The sequence below is a fragment of the Paraburkholderia sp. BL9I2N2 genome, from assembly GCF_004339745.1.
Taxonomy (GTDB): domain Bacteria; phylum Pseudomonadota; class Gammaproteobacteria; order Burkholderiales; family Burkholderiaceae; genus Paraburkholderia.
The window spans coordinates 4,174,005-4,190,090 of sequence record NZ_SMGP01000001.1; the positions used below are offsets into that span (position 1 = coordinate 4,174,005).

Annotated in this window: 14 protein-coding genes; 8 read left to right on the forward strand and 6 right to left on the reverse strand. The window is 63.1% G+C overall.

Annotated features, from left to right (window positions below):
- Positions 1 to 49: 49 nt before the first annotated feature.
- The 5 genes from B0G74_RS19095 to B0G74_RS19115 all read right to left on the reverse strand — a co-directional run bounded on the left by B0G74_RS19095 (position 50) and on the right by B0G74_RS19115 (position 5,258).
- Positions 50 to 1,342, reverse strand: coding sequence for an MFS transporter (locus B0G74_RS19095; RefSeq protein WP_132376352.1), 1,293 nt, complete (start codon positions 1,340 to 1,342; stop codon positions 50 to 52).
- A 255-nt stretch (positions 1,343 to 1,597) separates the two neighbouring features.
- Entirely contained in the window at positions 1,598 to 1,909 is a 312-nt protein-coding gene (locus B0G74_RS19100; RefSeq protein ID WP_132376353.1) for a high-potential iron-sulfur protein, read from the reverse strand.
- A 252-nt stretch (positions 1,910 to 2,161) separates the two neighbouring features.
- Positions 2,162 to 3,268, reverse strand: a complete 1,107-nt coding sequence (locus tag B0G74_RS19105; protein WP_132376354.1) for an NAD(P)/FAD-dependent oxidoreductase — start codon at positions 3,266 to 3,268, stop codon at positions 2,162 to 2,164.
- A gap of 329 nt (positions 3,269 to 3,597) precedes the next feature.
- Entirely contained in the window at positions 3,598 to 4,020 is a 423-nt protein-coding gene (locus B0G74_RS19110; RefSeq protein WP_132376355.1) for a DUF4148 domain-containing protein, read from the reverse strand.
- A gap of 260 nt (positions 4,021 to 4,280) precedes the next feature.
- Entirely contained in the window at positions 4,281 to 5,258 is a 978-nt protein-coding gene (locus tag B0G74_RS19115; RefSeq protein ID WP_132376356.1) for an AAA family ATPase, read from the reverse strand.
- A 268-nt stretch (positions 5,259 to 5,526) separates the two neighbouring features.
- Between B0G74_RS19115 and B0G74_RS19120 the strand changes: the two genes are divergently transcribed.
- Positions 5,527 to 6,054: a hypothetical protein gene (locus B0G74_RS19120; RefSeq protein WP_132376357.1), complete on the forward strand. Its 528-nt coding sequence runs from the start codon at positions 5,527 to 5,529 to the stop codon at positions 6,052 to 6,054.
- Positions 6,055 to 6,142: 88 nt separating this feature from the next.
- Positions 6,143 to 6,940, forward strand: coding sequence for an endonuclease/exonuclease/phosphatase family protein (locus B0G74_RS19125; RefSeq protein WP_132376358.1), 798 nt, complete (start codon positions 6,143 to 6,145; stop codon positions 6,938 to 6,940).
- Positions 6,941 to 6,968: 28 nt separating this feature from the next.
- Here the strand turns inward: B0G74_RS19125 and B0G74_RS19130 are convergent, their stop codons facing one another.
- Positions 6,969 to 7,949, reverse strand: coding sequence for an aldose 1-epimerase (locus B0G74_RS19130; RefSeq protein ID WP_132376359.1), 981 nt, complete (start codon positions 7,947 to 7,949; stop codon positions 6,969 to 6,971).
- Positions 7,950 to 8,286: 337 nt separating this feature from the next.
- Between B0G74_RS19130 and B0G74_RS19135 the strand changes: the two genes are divergently transcribed.
- From B0G74_RS19135 to B0G74_RS19165, 6 genes are all read left to right on the forward strand, one after another.
- Positions 8,287 to 9,339 (forward strand): LacI family DNA-binding transcriptional regulator, encoded by a 1,053-nt coding sequence (locus tag B0G74_RS19135; RefSeq protein ID WP_132377006.1) that lies wholly within the window; start codon positions 8,287 to 8,289, stop codon positions 9,337 to 9,339.
- A gap of 113 nt (positions 9,340 to 9,452) precedes the next feature.
- Positions 9,453 to 10,472 (forward strand): ABC transporter substrate-binding protein, encoded by a 1,020-nt coding sequence (locus B0G74_RS19140; protein WP_132376360.1) that lies wholly within the window; start codon positions 9,453 to 9,455, stop codon positions 10,470 to 10,472.
- Positions 10,473 to 10,908: 436 nt separating this feature from the next.
- Positions 10,909 to 12,483, forward strand: a complete 1,575-nt coding sequence (locus B0G74_RS19145) for a sugar ABC transporter ATP-binding protein (RefSeq protein WP_243658271.1) — start codon at positions 10,909 to 10,911, stop codon at positions 12,481 to 12,483.
- A complete protein-coding gene (locus B0G74_RS19150; RefSeq protein WP_207915664.1) occupies positions 12,473 to 13,510 on the forward strand; it encodes an ABC transporter permease in 1,038 nt (345 codons plus the stop codon). Before B0G74_RS19145 ends, B0G74_RS19150 begins: the two co-directional genes overlap by 11 nt.
- Positions 13,511 to 13,556: 46 nt before the next feature.
- Positions 13,557 to 14,516 (forward strand): ABC transporter permease, encoded by a 960-nt coding sequence (locus B0G74_RS19155; RefSeq protein ID WP_132376362.1) that lies wholly within the window; start codon positions 13,557 to 13,559, stop codon positions 14,514 to 14,516.
- A 661-nt stretch (positions 14,517 to 15,177) separates the two neighbouring features.
- A complete protein-coding gene (locus tag B0G74_RS19165; RefSeq protein ID WP_132376363.1) occupies positions 15,178 to 15,948 on the forward strand; it encodes a ferredoxin--NADP reductase in 771 nt (256 codons plus the stop codon).
- The last annotated feature ends 138 nt before the right edge of the window (positions 15,949 to 16,086 follow it).

Below are 16,086 nucleotides of genomic sequence, written 5' to 3' on the forward strand. Positions count from 1 at the left end.
CAATGGTCCGCTGCCGGCAGCAAAGCCTGACTGAAATTCAGCCGCCCGGTCAGGCCGGCTTGCGATGCGCGTCGAGATCCGCGTGGCGCTTACCCGGAATGCAGGCCACCGCGACGATCGACAGCGCCAGTCCGCCCATCACGTAGTAAATCGGCGCGAGCGGCGAGCCGGTGGTGTTGATGAGCCATGTCACGACGAATGGCCCGAAGCCGCCAAACACCATCACCGCAATGTTGTAGGCGAGCGATAAGCCGGTCGAGCGCACGTTCGCCGGAAACAACTCTGCGATCAGCGCGCCGAACGGTCCGTAATAACCGGAGAGCGTGATCGACAGCAACGCCTGCACGAGAATCAGTTTCGACACGCTCGGCTCCGCCGCGAGCCACGCGAACAGCGGATAGATGATCACGAGCGTAACCACCAGCGACCACAGCGACAGCCCCTTGCGCCCGATCCTGTCCGACCATGCGCCGGTCAATGGCGACAGCACCGTCAACAGCAGATTGCCGACGATCACCGCGTAAAAGGATTGCGCGTAAGGCAGCTTGAGTTGATTGACCGCGAAGGTCGGCAGATAGCTGATCAGCACGTAGATCGTCACCGTGAGCGCGATTACCGAGCCGAGGCCGCAGAGCACGTCACGGGTATGAGTTCTGAAAACTTCGCCGAGCGTCGCGCGCCGCGCGGTTTTTTGCGCGAGTAGAAACGCTTCGGAATCCGCGAGATGCCGGCGGATATAAAAGCCGATCGGCCCGATGATCAAACCCAGAATGAAGGGCACGCGCCAGCCCCAGGATTGCAGCGCCTCGGGCGACAGTCCGCGCGTGATCAATGCGCCCACCAGTGCGCCGAGCAGCAGCGCCGCCGCCTGGCTCGCCATCTGCCAACTGCCGTAGAAGCCGCGCTTCGAAAACGGCGCCGCTTCGATCAGCAACGCCGTCGAACTGCCGAACTCCCCGCCGGCGGAAAAGCCTTGCAGCGAGCGTCCGACTACGATCATCAACGGCGCGCCGATGCCGATCGCCGAGTACGGCGGTGCGATCGCCAGCAGCAGAATGCCGAGCGTCATCAGCGCGATGACGAGCGACAACGCCGCTTTACGTCCCGCGCGATCCGCGTAGAGTCCGAGTACGATGCCGCCGATCGGCCGCATGACGAAAGCGACGCCGAACGTCGCGGTGGCGAGGAGCAGCGGCGCATAGTCGTTGCCGGCCGGGAAGAACAACTGCGCGATCACCACCGTCAGAAAACCGAACACGGTGAAGTCGTACCACTCGAGTGCATTGCCGATCACAGCCGCGACGACGGCTCGCGTATGAAGGCTCCTTGACGCTGGTTTCATTCGAATCTCCAGCCTGCCAAAAGTATCCTGTGGTGCGTCGTTTTAGTGCAATGCCGTATTAGCGCGAGCGAGAAAAAAGAGCGCGAGCCGTTGAGGTCGCCTTGGAGTGTAAAGAGCGCACAAGCGGTTTTCAAGCAGCAAAAAGGCGTCTGCCGCGCGGGGTGGCAGACGCCTGAATGACTGGGCCTCGAATGCGCACCGCCATGTTGCGGCGCATTTCGCGCAACACTGAGTGCGTGTGCGGCTGATGGCTAATCAGGCCTTCTTGTTATATGCGCTGCACCAACCCTTGCTCGCCACCTGCTTGCCGGCGAACATCGGACAGCCGCCGTAGGGGTCGGTCGGCTTGGCCTGGTAGAAGCTGCAGTTGCCGCAGTCCTGGCCCGGTGCGTACTTGGCGAATTTCGCCTTGTCGACTTTCGTGGCGTCTTCCTTGTAGCCGAGTGCTTGCGCGGTCGGATCGGATTCGGCGACTTTCGGTGCGTCGGCGAATGCCTGGCGCGACAACGCAAAGGTGGACGCCACACCAATGCTGGTGATCAAAAACGTACGACGGGAAGGTTTCATGGGGACTCACTCCATTTCTATTGAACTGATCGCCGTTCTAGTGACAGCGGTTCTCAAGGATAGCAATGAAGCTGTCGCGCGTGACGGTCCAAATGATAGAGATAACCGAATTGGTACGACCGCGCGGCTGAATGTCGCGCGGAATGCGAATCGATCGCATGCGAGGTGACACTTTGCGGGGAAACACGCGATGCGCAAACCGCGCGCGAGTCGAGGCGCTCGCAGTGAAACCGTTGGCGCGAACCGCGTGAATCACGCGCGTCCGCTCAACTCGCACACTCGCTGCGCGATCGCAAGCGACGCCGTCAATCCCGGCGACTCGATACCGAACAGATTGACGAGTCCACGCACACCATGCGCGGCCGGACCTTGAATCACGAAGTCGGCAGCGGGTTCGCCGGGACCGGAAAGCTTCGGACGAATCCCCGCATACGCGGGCTGCAATGCATCGTCCGGAAGCGCCGGCCAATAGGCGCGAATCGCCGCGTAAAACGATTCCGCGCGACGCGGATCGACGTCGTAATTGATCGCATCGACCCATTCGACATCGGGACCGAAACGCGCCTGGCCGCCGAGGTCGATGGTCAGATGCACGCCGAGGCCCGCTTCGTTCGGCATCGGATAAATCAGGCGGCTGAATGGCGCGCGCCCCGAGATGCTGAAGTAGTTGCCGCGCGCGAGATAGAGGGGCGGCACGTGCCGCGCGTCGAGTCCGCGGATCTTGCGCGCCAATGCGTTCGCCTGCAAACCGGCGCTGTTGATCACGCACGCTGCGCTGATCGTGGTCGGCGCATCGCCGCCCACCTTGATGATGAAGCGGCCATTGCTCGCTTCGATCGCCTGGACCGGCGAGTGAAACGCGCACACCGCGCCGTCTCGTTCGGCGTCGCCCTGCAGCGCCAGCATGAACTGATGACTATCGACGATGCCCGTCTGCGGCGAGAACACCGCTTCGACACATTCGAGCGCGGGTTCGAGCGCTTGCGCCTGGTCGCCGGTGATCCGCATCAGGTCGAGCACACCGTTGTCGCGGCCTTTGGCCATGATGCTTTCGAGCTGAGGAATCTGGTTGCGCGAAGTGGCCACCAGCAATTTGCCGCAGCGTGAATGCGGCACGTTACGCTCGACACAGTAGTCGTAGAGCATCTCGCGGCCGCGCACGCAAAGCCCGGCTTTGAGCGAGCCACGCGGATAGTAGATGCCCGCGTGAATCACCTCGCTGTTGCGCGAGCTGGTGCCCACGCCGATTGCTTCGGCCGCCTCCAGCACGATGACGTCGCGGCCTCGAGCCGCCAGTGCGCGCGCCACCGCGAGACCGATCACGCCGGCGCCGATCACTACACATTCGATTTGGTCCATGTCCCTTGACGCGGCCAACTTCGCCGCGCGCTACCTCGTTCACCCGATCAAGATGAAGACAGGGTGCGGCTGTCGCGTGCCGTCCACCGCTCGCTGCCGAACGCTCCTGTCCATTCGCAACCGCTACGTAAAATTGTACGACGCCGTACAGACACAAATGCCCGCAGTCGGCAATGACTGCGGGCATGCGGTCTTGAGCGGGTCTCAAACGTAGCGGCCGGACTAATTAGTGTACGCCGTCGAGGGTCGCCGCGCTCGCTTCTTCGCGTGGCCGGTGAATGTGACACGCGGCCCGGTCGGGGCCGCGGTGCTTGCGGGACGGCCGGCGCTTAGTCCTGCGTGCTGACGCCTCGATGCGCAGCTTCCGCCACATGGGTCTTTTGCGCGCGCGGCACGGTGTAGCCGCCGACCGCGAGTTCCTGCTGATAAGCCGGCGCGTTCGGATTCAGGCTCAATTGACCGTTGGCGCGAGCTTCGGCCAACTCAGCCTTCACCTGGGCACGGGTCTTCGGACCGTTGTCGGGCGTCGCGCTCACGCTATCGGCTGAAATCGGCGCGTACGGATTCTGGTTCAACTCGCCGGCTGCGCGAGCTTGCGCGACGTCCGCGTGCACTTGCGCGCGGGTCACGCCGCTCGGTTGCGTGTACGTGGCGACTTCGGGACGGTACGACGCAGCCGGTCCGTAGCCGCTCGCGAAGGCCGGTGCGGCGATAGTGGAGGAAAAAAGCAAAGCGAGGGAAGCCGTTCGCATGATGGTGGTTTCCAATAGTCGTTGAATTGGGGTTCTGTGCGTTGCGGAGTGACGTCTGGCGTGTCGCGCGGATGTCATCTCGTTGGGGGCTCAGTTTATTCCCTGACTATCGAAAAGCTAGATTGATTGACTACAACTTAGCATCTCATTAATAGCAACAATTGCCACGGCATTCACCGCGTTTCGGGCACGGATTCCCGGCTTCGGCCATAAAAAAGCCGCCCGGCGACGGCTTTTCTACGAAAAAGTGGCAAAAATGCTCAAAAACCAATAGGTTTTCGCCGGTTTCCGTGGTCGAGGCGAATGTCGCCAGCTTCGACATGATCCCGTCCATCGATTCGCGCCGCGCCGAAGCCGTTGAGAATCGCGCGGCGCATTTCACGCGGCGATGCCCGCATCAGCGCATCGAGTGCGGCGTCGCCGAGCACGTCGGGAAAGCGCAGTCCCCAGTTGTGCGCGCAGCGGATCTCGTCGTAGATCGCCTGCGCGATACGGCGCGCGCCGTCGTGATCCGGCGGCGGGATCTCGTACACGTTCATCCGGTTCAGGATCGGCTCGGGAATCGAGCGTTCGTCGTTCGCGGTCGCAATCCAGATCACGTGGCCGGCATTGATCGGAATCTCGGCGAACTCGTCGATGAAAGTCTGCGCCGTGTCGTGCTCGAGCAGCGCATACAGCGCGCCGAGCGGATCGTATTGCGAATCGCCCGTGGCCTTGTCGATTTCGTCGACGGCGATCACCGGGTTCGCGTAGCTGCCGTTCACGAGCGCATCGAACACCTTGCCCGGTTTTGCGTTCTTCCACTGCGACGAGGCGCCCGAGAGAATCCAGCCCGCCGTCAACGAACTCATCGCCACGTATTGATACGCGGTGCCGAGCAGGCGCGCCAACTGCTTGGCGAAGTGAGTTTTGCCGATGCCGGGGTCGCCGAGCAGGAGGATCGGCATCAGTTCGAGCCGGTCTTCTGTTTCGAGACACAACGCGACCTGCTTGCGGATGTCGTCGAGCGGCGCGGAAAAGTTGGGCAGCGCGTCGATCAGATCGTCGATCGACGGCATGCGGTTCGGCTTCACGCAAAAGCGCATATTGCCGGTTTTCAGCATCTTTTCGTATGTCGCGCGCAGTGCCTCGTTCGCGCCTTCACCGAGATCGTTCAGCGCGGTCTCGACCTGATCGAGGTCGTACACCCTGCTGAAAGACGCCACGGCGATTTCCTGTTTGACCATTGCTGTTGTCATCGCTCACCCCGTCTGGCTGGTCTTGCTGCTGCGGCGCCTGGTGGGCACCGTTTCAGGTCCAGTGTAACGAGGCCATATTCGCGTGCAAGCCAGCAGTCGTGCCGCTCTGCTGCTAACAGCGGGTTGTTTTTGGGGATTCCCAGCCTTATCTGAAATGGATTGTTGCTGAACCCGGCCCCGTTTGAAGTGTCAGAAAGGCGTTGCGCCCATCAGGGGTAAGATGGCCCTCTGGCTACGCTGCCGGATCTCGTGACCGGAGACTTCTTCTATGTGGAAAACCAGTATCGCGGCCGTATTGCTCGGCACCTCGTTGCTTGCGAATGCACAACAAAGCGCGCAACAAAGCGCGCAACAACGGCCCGCGCAGCAGGTCGTGCAATGGCAGTTGCAAGTCATGCGCGACGGCCAGCAAATCGACGCGTTCGACGGCACCACTACCGTCGGCCAGGCGCGCACGGACACGCATCACAAGATCGTGCAACATAACGTCGGCTGCAAGGATCAGCCCGCCGGCAGTATCGATCTGGCGCGCACGCTGACCGTCTCGCCGCTGCAGGCGGATGCAAGCGGCGTCACACTGTCGATCGAAGCGCAGGAAACGTTCGAGGAAAACGCCGCGCGGCAAACCGACACCGGCTGCAAATTGCCGCCGCAACCGCGCCAGGTGAGCGCGAGCCATCCGGGTCTGAAGGTGGCGACGGGGCAATGGGCCAGTTGGACCATCGTCGACAAGGACCCGAACCTGGTCTACCGCGTGCGTGCGAGTCTCGCGGACAGCGCAAACACGGCAAACTGATCGAACCGATGCAAAGAACACGCAAGAGAATGCGCAAACAGCACGCGACTAACCGACGCCCCCAACCAGAACACGTGGACAACGCGGCATGCGAAACCCCGAAGAATTGATCCGCGAGAGCGTAGCGCCCAAGGATTTCATTGCGGTGAGCTGGAACCTGCATAAAGGCCGTACACCGCTCGGCTTTCAGGCATGGCAAGCCATGCAACGCTGGGTGCAATCGACCCACGCGGACGCCTATTTTTTACAGGAAGCGATGGCGCGGCGCATGCCGTCGCCGGTGCTGGCGAGCAGTTTCGGCGCGCCGCTCTCCGATCCGTTGAGCGACGTCTGGCATTGTCAGGCCACCGAAATCGCGCGCGCGCTCGAACTCGAAATCGCGCTCGGACCGAATGTTTTCAAACCGTCGTGGCGGCATGGCAATGCGATCCTGTCGCCGCATCCGCTCGATCTCGGCGGACGCTGGGACATCTCCGCGCATCGCTTCGAAAAGCGCGGTCTGCTGGTGGCGCGAGCCACCTTCGGCGGTCACTCGGTCACGCTGCTGTGCGCGCATCTTGCGCTCACGCGCTCGGCCCGCTTGCGTCAGATGAACTGGATCGCGCACTGGATCGCAAAGGAAGCGCCTGAAGGTCCGCTGGTGCTGGCCGGCGACTTCAACGACTGGCGCAACGATTCCGTGCCGCTGTTCGGCGAGCATGGTTTGCAAGAAGTGGCCACGCTGCTCGGCGAGTCCGGCCGCACCTTTCCGGCTTTCTCACCCGCACTCGCGCTCGACAAGATGTTCGTGCGCGGCATGAAGCCGATCGAATGGATCCAGCCGACGCAAGAAACCGCGTGGCTCTCGGATCACTTGCCGTATATGGCTCGCTTGCGGGTCGAATAGACACAGACCAAACCACAGGCGCCGCATATTAGTCCTTGTGCGGCGTCCATTTCAGCGTCGCGGCGATCTCCTCGCCCGGCTGCAACACGCAGCCGCCCACGTGCTCACGCATGCCGACCGCGTTGAAACAATCGGTGGTGTTCGTCACCGGTTCCACGCACAGTTGTGCATCATTGGCCGGCGCGAATATCACCATGTGATCGAACGGCGCGTCGGCGGTCATCGTCAGTCGACGGTGTTCGTCGGGCCACGCAATGGTCGCCTCGCGCGACCAGTTCGCAAAGTTGTTGTCGAGATCGAAGGCGTCCGGCGACATGCCTTCGCGCAACGCGGTCACAGCGGGATGCGGGCCGAGATGCGTCGGCAATACGTCGGCGTCGGCGTGCCACATGGCTGCCACGTCGGCGTACACGCGAGTCTGCGCAGTACGCGGATAGTACGGGTGATGCCCCATGCCGAACGGCATCGGCTGCCCGGCCAGGTTTTGCGCCGATAGCGTAATGTGCAATGCGCCGCCGCTCAACTCGATACGCTGCCGCGCGCAATAGCGAAACGGCCAGTCGCCGGGTACGCGCGAATCCGGTTCATGTTCGAAGCGCAGTTCGACCGAGCTTTCAGTACGCGCTCCGACTTGCCAGGGATGCCGCCACGCATTCCCATGCAGCGCATGGCCGAAACGCGTGTCGTTGCCGGCGAGATCGATCGTGCGGCCGTCGAAGTCGAAACGCGCGTCGCGAATCCGGTTGCAGTAGGGAAAGAGCGGAAAGCTCGCCATGCGCAGCGGATCGCGTTCAGCGAAGGCCGCCGGCGCTGCCGGCCGCAGCCAATGCAGCGGGCCGTCGGGCGTCGTCTCGTAGAACGCCGCCAGCGCGCCGCCCACTTCGGGCGCAATCACGGCACGCAGCGCGCCGTCCGAGAGCGTGACGACCGTGGCCACGACCGCGGGATCATCGAGCCACATGAGCCCGGTCGCGAGCGGGCGGATCGAATTCAAGGAAACGTCGCGCATGGTCAGAAAAGTCGGGGCCTCAGGCGGATGGCGGCATGAACGCGCATCGGTGTCTCCTATGACGTGCCGCGCACAACGCGCGGCCGGCGGACTGTCAGAATCCGCGCGACCGAGAATCGCACGCCAAAGCGCAGTCGTCAATATTATTAGTAATAAATTGCAGGCCTGAGGTCGTGCAAACGGCGATGAAGCTCTCCCAAATGACGGGTTAGCGCGCGTTGCCGCGCGCATATTATTAGTGGTACCGTCAAGCACCGAGATGCCCACGGCATGCCCCAGCTTTAGCGCCGCTCCTGCGGCCCGCACAATGAAAAAATCGACTCAACGCCGTCCGACCATGACCGACATCGCCAAGCTCACTGGCGTGTCGCAATCGACTGTCTCGCTGGTGCTGAACAACGCGACCGGCGCGAAGTTCTCGGAGACTACCCGCAACAAGGTGCTGAAGGCCGCGCACGACCTCGGCTACCGGCTGTCGCTGCGCGAGCCGGTGTCGGCTTCGGCCGATGAACGCAATCTGATCGTCTATCTCGCCGACGAAATTTCCACCAGTCCGCATCCGGTCGTCAACATCGACGGCGCACGCGATGCGGCCTACGCAAGCGGCAAGATGCTGGCGGTCTATTCGACGCACGGCAACGCCGACATCGAGAAGCAGGTGCTGGACACCACGCTGTCGAATCCGCATGTGTTCGGCGTGATTTACGCGACCGTCTATACGCGCAAGGTGACGCCGCCGACGGCGCTGTCACAGGTGCCGACCGTGCTGCTGAACTGCTATACGGGCGAAGGCGGGTTTTCTTCGGTGGTGCCCGCCGAAGTGGCCGGCGGCCATCTGGCGACCGACTATCTGCTGCAAGCCGGACATCGGCGGATCGGCTATATCAACGGCGAGCCCTGGCAGGATGCCTCGAAGGATCGCCTCAAAGGCTACCGCACCGCGCTCGCGACCGCCGACCTGCCCTACGCGCCGGAAATGGTGCGCGACGGCGACTGGAGCTCGGGTCTCGGCTTCGAACTGACGCTCTCGCTGATGCGCGAACCCAATCCGCCGACCGCGATTTTCTGCGCCAACGACCTCACCGCCATCGGCGCGATCGAAGCGCTGAAGCAACTCGGCCTGCGCGTGCCCGAAGACGTCTCGGTGCTCGGCTACGACGACCAGGAAATTGCCCGCCACACGCATCCGCCACTCTCGACGGTCGTGCTGCCGAACTACGAATTGGGGCGCTGGGCCGTTGAGACCTTGCTGCAGGAAGAACACAACCGTGCCGCCGGCGCGCCGGTTCGGCATCGCATGGTCAAGCTCGACGGTCCGCTCGTCGAACGCGGTTCGGTCAGGGTAATTACCGAGGCAAAAAAACCAATAATTAATATTATTAGTGATTGACCGATAATAATTCAGGATGGAATAATCGGCACGTCCGGTGGGGCGGATCAACGCCGGCCGGCAGGAGAAATTAAAAGCAAATACACCTACCTCACCAGGTACTGGAGGAAGACATGGCGTCGCTCAACACGCAGTCGCGCAGTCACGTGCGCAAGCAGCAGATTCGTCCGCTGGCGGGTTCGCTGCTGGCTCTGGCAATCGGTTTCGGTGTCGCCGCCGCGCACGCCGACGACGCGCTGCCGAAGTTATCCAGCAAGACTCCGCTGAAGGTCGGCTTCGCGCAGACCGAAAGCAACAATCCGTGGCGTCTGGCGGAAACCAAGAGCTTCAAGGACATCGCCGCGAAGTGCGGCTGGCAGTTGGTCATGACCGACGCCAACAGTTCGAACTCCAAGCAGGTATCGGACATCCAGAACATGATCGCGCAGCACGTCGATCTGCTGGTGTTCCCGCCGCGCGAAGAAAAACCGCTTGCACCGGTCGTGCTGCAAGCCAAGAAGGCCGGCATTCCGGTCATCCTGGTCGACCGCGACGTCGATCAATCGGTCGCCAAGGCGGGCCGCGACTACATCACCTTCATCGGTTCGGACTTCATTGATCAGGGCCATCGCGCCGCTGACTGGCTCGTCAAGGCGACTGGGGGCAAGGCGAAGATCATCGAACTCGAAGGCACCACCGGCGCGTCCGCCGCGAACGATCGCAAGAAGGGCTTCGACGAGATCATCGCGAAGAATCCGGGCATGACGATCATCGCGTCGCAAAGCGGCGACTTCGCGCGCGACAAGGGCCGCCAGGTCATGGAAACGCTGCTGCAGGCGCATCCGGACGTGACCGCCGTCTACGCGCACAACGACGAAATGGCGCTCGGCGCGATCGCCGCGATCAAGGCTGCCGGCAAGCAGCCGGGCAAGGACATCCAGATCGTCACGATCGACGGCACCAAGGGCGGCATGGACGCGATCGCGGCCGGCGAACTCGGCGCGAGCGTGCAGTCGAGCCCGTTCTTCGGCCCGCTCGCCTGCGACGTCGCACAGCGTTACGCGAAGGGCGAAAAGATCCCGACGTGGGTCAAGGTGTCCGACAAGTTCTACGACAAGAGCAACGTGCAGCAGAACATGCAGTACGGCTATTGATGGCTAAGCGCCGCTGTATGCGCGGTCTTGAAGTTTGAGCGCTGCGCTGTAGCAGAGCGTCCACGCGCTCCGGCGGCGCCCCGAAGAAGGAAGTCGCCCCGCCCGAAGTAAGTTCTGTTTGAAACATCGGGGGTCCGGGGATTGCTTTGCAGGACGTCCCCGCCCCGAATCTGTCTCCTCGGGGGGCGGGTGGCGGGAAGGGTTCGGAGCGACGCGTTCGTGGCAGCACGAGCCGTCGCTTCGCTTTTATGCGGCGTAACATGGTTCGGCGACACCGCCCGCATCTGAGCCCGAACGAAAGGCCGCACCGGCTCGCACGTGCAATGCATGGCGCGCACGCCGCAAATCAGGCAGCACACGCATCAGGAGGACACCCGTGACGGAATCCGGCAAAGAGACGCCACACTCTCCCCTTACCCGTTCGCCGCTGCTCGAGATGCAGGACATTGGCATCAGCTTCGGCGGCGTACCCGCGTTGCGCAGCGCCAATCTGAGCGTCGCCGCCGGCGAAGTGCATGCGCTGATCGGGCAGAACGGCGCGGGCAAATCGACCATGATCAAGATCCTGACCGGCGCGTATCGGCGCGGCTCGGGAAGCGTGCGCTTCGAAGGCCGCGAAGTTGATTTCCGCACGCCCAAGCAGGCGCGCGAAGCCGGCATCAGCACGATCTATCAGGAGATCAATCTGGTGCCGTTCCGCTCGGTGGCGGAGAACATTTTCCTCGGCCGCGAGCCGCGCCGCTTCGGCTTGATCGACTGGCGCGCGGTGCAGCAACGCGCCGCCGCACTGCTCGAATCATTCGGTTTGCAGATCGATGTGAAGAAGCCGGTCGGCCGCTATTCGACCGCGATCCAGCAGATGGTCGCGCTTGCGCGCGCGGTGTCGTCGGATGCGAAGATGGTGATCATGGACGAGTCCACTTCATCGCTCGACGAACGCGAGGTGGAGTTGCTTTTCACCGTGGTGCGCAAGCTGCGCGACGACGGCCGCGCCGTGATCTTCGTGTCGCATCGGCTCGACGAGCTCTATGCGCTGTGCGACCGCGTCACCGTGATGCGCGACGGCCAGACCGTCGCGCAAAGCACGATGGCGGACATGGACAAACTGCAGCTCGTCACGACGATGCTCGGCCGCACGCTCGCCGCCGTCGTGCAGGACGACGCCGACGCGCGCGAAGCGAACCTCGCGCGGCGCGGCAAGCAGATGATTGCGGCGACACAACTGAGCGCGCATCCGAAGGTGAGCGACGTCTCGCTCGAAGTGCATGCGGGCGAAGCAGTCGGTCTCGCGGGCCTGCTCGGCTCGGGCCGCACGGAAACCATGCGGCTGATGTTCGGCGCCGATCCGCTGGAGCAAGGCTCGCTCTCGATCGGCGGCGAAACGGTGGCGCTGAAGTCGCCACAGGACGCAATTGCGCGCGGCCTCGCCTATCTCACCGAAGACCGCAAGGCCGAGGGCATCGTCCCCGAACTCTCGGTGCGTGACAACCTCACGCTCGTCTGTCTGCGCACGCTGGCAAAGAACGGCGTGGTCGACGTGAAGAAGCAGCAGGCGATCGTCGATCGTTTCATCGCGTCGCTCGGCATCAAGCTGCGTTCCGCCGATCAGCCGATCCGCGAACTGTCGGGTGGCAATCAGCAGAAGGTTCTGCTGGCGCGCTGGCTCGCAGCCGAGCCTTCGCTCTTGCTGCTCGACGAACCGACGCGCGGCATCGACGTCGGCGCCAAAGCGGATGTGGCGAAGATCGTGCGCGAGTTGCGCGACGCGGGCCTCGCCGTGCTGCTGTCCGCGTCCGAACTGGAGGAGCTGACCGCCGTGGCCGATCGCGCGGTGGTGATCCGCGACGGCCGCACTGTCGCCGAACTGAACGGCGCCGACATGAGCGAGAGCGCGATCATGGACGCCATCGCCTACGGCAGCGACGGCCATTCGCAACTGGCCGAAGCCGCGCAAACGGCAAACGCCGCACACATCGAAGACGCGTTGGAGGGCGACCGTCATGGCGCTTAAGTTGCACACGGAATCGTTGCATACCGAGCCGCGGCTCGGCGAAACCGCCCAGCAGATGACGGCCGCGCCGCCCGCCGCCCCGGCAACGACGGTGCGTAAATGGCGCCATCTCGCGATGCAGCGGGAAGTCATCGTCCTGCTCGCGATGGTGCTCTTCAATCTGATCTTCACGCCGCATTTCTGGTCGCTGCAAACCTTCAACGTCAACATGACGCAGGTGGTGACGATCGTGATCGTCGGCATCGGCATGACGCTGGTGGTGGCGACCGGCGGCATCGATCTGTCGGTGGGTGCGTCGATGGCGATCTCCGGTGCGCTCGCGCCGATGCTGTTCCTGAACATTGCCGGACCCGGCGGCATTGCGCTCGCGTTCGTGCTGCCGGTGCTCGCCGCCGCGCTGTGTGGCGTCTTCAACGGCTTGCTGGTGACGAGGTTATCCGTGCAGCCGATTGTCGCGACGCTGGTGCTGTTCATCGCCGGACGCGGCATCGCGCAAGTGGTCACCGACGGCAGCCTGCAGGCGTTCAACACGCCCGCGTTCCAGTGGATCGCGCTGGGCAAGGTTGCAGGCGTGCCCTTCCAGGTGCTGCTGATGCTGGCGCTGGTCGCCGCATTCGTGTGGGTCGTGCGCAAGACACTGTTCGGCCAGTATCTGCTGATCACCGGCGGCAACGAAAAGGCCGCCTATCTATGCGGGGTGCCGACGGCCACGGTGAAGCTGATCGCCTACACGCTGTGCGCTGCGCTCGCGGGGCTGGCGGGGCTGATCTCGATCTCCGTGAATTCGTCCTCGGATGCGAACGTGGTCGGGCTCGGCGTCGAGCTCGATGCGATCGCGGCGGTCGCCGTCGGCGGCACGGCGCTCACCGGCGGCAAGGCGTATATCGGCGGCACGCTGATCGGCGCGCTGATCATCCAGTTGCTGCGCTACACGCTGCTCGCGCACGGCATTCCCGACGCGGCGGCGCTGGTGGTGAAGGCCGGCATCATCGTCGCGGCGGTTTATATGCAGCGGCGCTCGCGCTAAGTCTCGCTAAATCACGCGCCTCAGAGAAAATTCCGGACTCGAAGCGATGAAAAAGAATCTCCCTATCTTGCTCGCACTAGCCGCGCTCGTCGTATTCGGCCTCGTGCGCTACGAGCATTTCGGCTCGGCGTACAACATCACGTCGTTCTGGCGCTACAACTCGATGTTCGCGCTCATCTCGGTCGGCATGGCGTTCGTGATCATCACGGGCGGCATCGACCTCTCGGTGGGCACGGTGGCCGCGCTGGCGAGTGTCGTCGCCGCGCTGACCAGCGTCTACGGCGGCTGGGTTGCCGTGCTGGCAGGATGCGCCGCGGGACTCGCGGTCGGCGTGCTGAACGGCCTGATCATCACGCGCCTGAAAATCCTGCCGTTCATCGTCACGCTCGCGACGAGTCTCGGCGCGCACGGCGTCGCGCTGCTGCTCGGCAAGAACGATGCGGTGTCGATTGCCGCCGACTCGAACTTCGGCAACTTCGGCCAGGGCGATCTGTTCGGACTGCCGATTCCGGGCCTCGTCGCCGTCGTGGCGGCGTTAGCCGGCTGGCTCGCGCTGCGCAGTACCCGCTTCGGCCGGCATTCGCTGGCGATCGGCGGCAGCGAGGAAGCCGCGCGGCTGATGGGCCTGAACGTCGACCGCACGCTCGTGATGGCCTATGCGGTGAGCGGCCTGCTCGCCGGCATGGCGGGCGTGATCCTCGCCGCGCAGTTCGGCGCGGGACAACCGAACGAAGGCGTCGGCTGGGAGCTGTTCGCGATCTCGGCGGTGGTGCTCGGCGGCACGCTGCTCACGGGCGGCGAAGGCTCGATCGCGATGACGATTGCCGGCGTGTTGTTGCTCGGGCTGGTGTTCAATCTGCTGAACTTCGAGAACGGGCTGGGGTTTATCAGCTTGTCGGCGTATTGGCAGTCGGTGATTCGAGGCGTGTTCCTGCTGCTGGTGATCGTGTTGCAGGCTCGCGTGCTGAAGCAGCGCGGGAAAAAGCGGGTCGTGGCTGCGGCGTGACTGGCTGATTCACGCTCAAACGGTCGATCGATGCGGCGAGAGCTCGCGGCGGTCTTGTGCTCACGTTCATGAGCATCGAGGTAATCAAAGCGGAAAACGCCAGAATCCTTACTACAAATGGGATTCCGGCGTTTTTATCAATCACCCACACGCCTTTGTGTACCAACCTATCACGGTCAGAACGGGCCCGATAGAAACGCCCTCGCACGCACGCCGCGCACCTCGCCGCGTTCCGCTTCCTCACCATCCATTACGCTTTTGCCAGTTTTATCAGCAGGGTCAATGCTGCAGCGCATGGCGGGTTTCGGTATCATCCTGAAAATGTTGCCCGCGCGGCGCGCCTACCCGGCGCATCCCGGATAACCGATGGCAGCCGCCCTGCGCGGCATTCGCCCATCGCCGCACCCCTGCTGAAGCGCGTAGCCGCACCACGCCAACGTATTCCGCGGCGCCGATCGCAAAGACAGCCGGCGCCGACGCTTCCAGGTCCGGTAACCCGCTTCACCACGCTCAACCGCCGCGTCGCAGCCCCTCAGGCAGCGGGCGCGGTAAAATAGCGGATTGCGCGTGATTCCCGTATGGGTTAGCGCAGCATCGCCCTTGCCGTGCCGGCCGGCTCAAAACGACTGGCCGCCTTTGTTTTCGCACTATCCAAGAAGCCATGAGCAACCTGAATTCACAAACCGTCCTGAGCGTCCATCACTGGACCGATACGCTTTTCAGCTTCACCTGCACGCGCGATCCGTCGTTCCGTTTCGAAAACGGCCAATTCACGATGGTGGGCCTCGAAGTCGACGGCAAGCCGCTGATCCGCGCCTACAGCCTCGCAAGTGCGAACTACGAAGAGCATCTCGAATTCCTGAGCATCAAGGTGCAGGACGGCCCGCTCACGTCGCGTTTGCAGCATCTGAAGGTCGGCGACGAAGTCCTGATCGGCAAAAAGCCGGTCGGCACGCTGATGGCCGACAACCTGCTGCCGGGCAAGACCCTGTGGCTGTTGTCCACCGGCACGGGGCTCGCGCCGTTCATGTCGATCATCAAAGATCCGGATATCTACGACCGCTACGAGCGCGTCGTGCTCACGCACACCTGCCGTTTCGTCGACGAGCTGGCGTACAAGGAATACATCACGGATCACCTGCCGGCGCACGAGCATCTGGGCGAGCTGGTTCAGGAAAAGCTGCTGTACTACCCGACGGTCACGCGTGAAGCGTTCCAGAACCGCGGCCGTATCACCGAGCTGATCGAAACCGAAAAGCTGTTCGCCGACCTCGGCGTGCCGGGTTTCTCGCTCGAAAACGACCGCATCATGCTCTGCGGCAGCCCGCACATGCTGCGCGACACGCGCAAGCTGCTCGACGAAGCGGGCTTCCAGGAAGGCAGCAACAACGCGCCGGGCCACTACGTGGTCGAAAAGGCCTTCGTCGGCTAAGTCACGGTCCGAAATTCGCGGCCCGTGCCGCGAAATCAGCAAAAGGAGCCTTCGGGCTCCTTTTTTTTTCGCAGTTACAATTTGGCGTCGCCAGAGTGACATTGTGCGTCGGTATTCTTCCTACAAACCGGGCGTTGC

Coding starts and splice junctions, on each gene's coding strand:
- B0G74_RS19095 (WP_132376352.1), bottom strand. CDS start 1,342: ATGAAACCAGCGTCAAGGAGCCTTCATACGCGAGCCGTCGTCGCGGCT.
- B0G74_RS19100 (WP_132376353.1), bottom strand. CDS start 1,909: ATGAAACCTTCCCGTCGTACGTTTTTGATCACCAGCATTGGTGTGGCG.
- B0G74_RS19105 (WP_132376354.1), bottom strand. CDS start 3,268: ATGGACCAAATCGAATGTGTAGTGATCGGCGCCGGCGTGATCGGTCTC.
- B0G74_RS19110 (WP_132376355.1), bottom strand. CDS start 4,020: ATGCGAACGGCTTCCCTCGCTTTGCTTTTTTCCTCCACTATCGCCGCA.
- B0G74_RS19115 (WP_132376356.1), bottom strand. CDS start 5,258: ATGACAACAGCAATGGTCAAACAGGAAATCGCCGTGGCGTCTTTCAGC.
- B0G74_RS19120 (WP_132376357.1), top strand. CDS start 5,527: ATGTGGAAAACCAGTATCGCGGCCGTATTGCTCGGCACCTCGTTGCTT.
- B0G74_RS19125 (WP_132376358.1), top strand. CDS start 6,143: ATGCGAAACCCCGAAGAATTGATCCGCGAGAGCGTAGCGCCCAAGGAT.
- B0G74_RS19130 (WP_132376359.1), bottom strand. CDS start 7,949: ATGCGCGACGTTTCCTTGAATTCGATCCGCCCGCTCGCGACCGGGCTC.
- B0G74_RS19135 (WP_132377006.1), top strand. CDS start 8,287: ATGACCGACATCGCCAAGCTCACTGGCGTGTCGCAATCGACTGTCTCG.
- B0G74_RS19140 (WP_132376360.1), top strand. CDS start 9,453: ATGGCGTCGCTCAACACGCAGTCGCGCAGTCACGTGCGCAAGCAGCAG.
- B0G74_RS19145 (WP_243658271.1), top strand. CDS start 10,909: ATGCAGGACATTGGCATCAGCTTCGGCGGCGTACCCGCGTTGCGCAGC.
- B0G74_RS19150 (WP_207915664.1), top strand. CDS start 12,473: ATGGCGCTTAAGTTGCACACGGAATCGTTGCATACCGAGCCGCGGCTC.
- B0G74_RS19155 (WP_132376362.1), top strand. CDS start 13,557: ATGAAAAAGAATCTCCCTATCTTGCTCGCACTAGCCGCGCTCGTCGTA.
- B0G74_RS19165 (WP_132376363.1), top strand. CDS start 15,178: ATGAGCAACCTGAATTCACAAACCGTCCTGAGCGTCCATCACTGGACC.